The sequence below is a fragment of the Streptomyces phytophilus genome, assembly GCF_013870535.1.
In the GTDB taxonomy this organism is placed as follows: domain Bacteria; phylum Actinomycetota; class Actinomycetes; order Streptomycetales; family Streptomycetaceae; genus Streptomyces; species Streptomyces phytophilus.
Genome location: NZ_JACBXC010001092.1, coordinates 1 through 2,078, shown reverse-complemented (window position 1 = coordinate 2,078; position 2,078 = coordinate 1). Strand labels below are relative to the sequence as shown.

Genomic DNA, 2,078 nt, shown 5'->3' with positions numbered 1-2,078 from the left:
CTCCACCCACGCCGCCAGGTGCGCCGCCGCGTCCGGGGCGCCGTCCCCGGCCGTGCGCGACGGCTGCGGCGTCCAGGACGCCCGGATCTCGATCTTCGTCGTCGTGCCGCGCTCCGCCAGCCCGCCGAAGTGGTGCGAGGACGCGCGCGTGACGGTGCCGCTGGGCTCGCCGTAGCCGAGGCCGCGGGTGTCCAGCGCGCCGGTCAGCCAGGACCAGCACACCTCCGGCAGCAGCGGGTCCGCGGCCATCTCCGGTTCCAGGTCCGCGCGCAGCAGCGTGACGAAGCGGAACGTACCGCGCCAGGTGTCCTGCCCGTCCGGGTCGTGCAGCAGCACGAGCCGGCCGTCGGCGGGCTCGACGTCCTCCGCCGCACCCTCCTCGACGTCCGCCTCCAGGGCGTACGCGAACGGGGCGATGCCCCGCGGCGCCCGCGTCGCCTGCAGCGCTACTTCGGGGCGTACCGCGGCGGAGCCGAGCGCCTCGACGGCCCGCCGGAACGGGGGCGGCAGGGCGCCGTCCCCCGGCCGGCCGTCCGGGGGTCCATCGGGTTCGTCGACGAGGTGTCCAGGAGCCGCAACCATGCCCGGAAGACTAGGGGGCGCGACGCGTAGAAGCGCTGCGGGACACCCGGGTGGCCTGATCTCGACTCCCACGCGCGTGCGAAGATGCGGGGGTGAGTGCCGACAGCGCCCCCCGCCCCTCCGCCACGTCCGTCGCCGGTGCCGCTTCCGCGGCGGCAGCCCCTGCGGTGACCGCCCCTGCGGGACCGGCCGCCGACTCCGCGTTCCTGCGCGCGTGCCGGCGCGAGCCCGTCCCGCACACACCCGTGTGGTTCATGCGCCAGGCGGGCCGTTCGCTGCCCGAGTACCGGCGGCTGCGCGAGGGCATCGGCATGCTCGACTCCTGCCGGCGGCCCGACCTCGTCACCGAGATCACGCTCCAGCCCGTACGGCGGCACGGCGTGGACGCCGCGATCCTCTTCAGCGACATCGTCGTACCCCTCAAGGCCATCGGCGTCGACCTCGACATCAAACCGGGCGTCGGCCCGGTCGTCGCCCAGCCGATCCGCAGCCGCGCGGACCTCGCGCAGCTGCGCCCGCTGGAGCCGGACGACGTGCCGTACGTGGCCGAGGCCGTGGGCCGGCTGACCGCGGAGCTGGGCGCGACGCCGCTGATCGGCTTCGCCGGGGCGCCTTTCACGCTCGCCAGCTACCTGGTCGAGGGCGGCCCTTCGCGCAACCACGAGCACACCAAGGCGATGATGTACGGCGCCCCGGAGCTGTGGGCCGAGCTGGTCGGCCGGCTCGCCGGCATCACGGCGGCGTTCCTGCGGGTGCAGATCGAGGCCGGCGCCTCCGCCGTGCAGCTCTTCGACTCCTGGGCGGGCGCGCTGGCGCCCGCCGACTACCGGCGCGCGGTGCTGCCCGCGTCGGCGGAGGTCTTCGCGGCGGTCGCGGAGTACGGCGTGCCGCGCATCCACTTCGGCGTCGGCACCGGCGAGCTGCTGACCGCGATGGGCGAGGCCGGCGCGGACGTCGTCGGCGTCGACTGGCGGGTGCCGCTCGACGAGGCCGTGCGCCGCGTCGGCCCCGGCAAGGCGCTGCAGGGCAACCTCGACCCGGCGGTGCTCTTCGCGCCGCGCGAGGCGATGGAGGCCAAGGCCGGCGAGGTGCTGGAGGCGGCGGCGGGGCTGGAGGGGCACGTGTTCAACCTCGGCCACGGCGTGCTCCCGACGACGGACCCCGACGCACTGACGCGGCTCGTGGAGTACGTGCACGAGTCCTCGGCCCGCTGACGCCGGCGCCCGGGAGGGTCCGCGGCGGGATCGGCGACGGACCCGGGGCGGACAACGCCCCGGTATCACGGGCGCGTTCGGAAAGATAGGTCTGGCGCCCTGTGCCCCGATCGCGTAGAACACCGCCATGTGGGTGTGCTTTGCGCTCGTCGCCTGGGCCGCCGCTCTGCTGTCGTGCGGGCGCCTGGTCCTCGTCGGTTCCGTCGCCGCGGCACAGCCGGAGCCCGAGCCCGCCCGGGTCCGCGGGGCGCGTGAGCTGACCCTCTACGAGGCCGCCCTCCT

2 protein-coding genes are annotated in these 2,078 nt (G+C 75.8%); one reads left to right on the top strand and one right to left on the bottom strand.

All coding sequences use genetic code 11. The annotated features are described in order from the left end of the window. On the bottom strand, positions 1-582 hold a 582-nt coding region (locus H5J30_RS29405), incomplete at its 3' end, for a DUF3000 domain-containing protein (RefSeq protein WP_258563590.1). A gap of 167 nt (positions 583-749) precedes the next feature. On the opposite strand from H5J30_RS29405, the gene hemE reads away from it, so the two are divergent. Further along, a complete protein-coding gene (hemE, locus tag H5J30_RS29400; RefSeq protein ID WP_309505666.1) occupies positions 750-1,796 on the top strand; it encodes a uroporphyrinogen decarboxylase in 1,047 nt (348 codons plus the stop codon). Positions 1,797-2,078 lie beyond the last annotated feature (282 nt).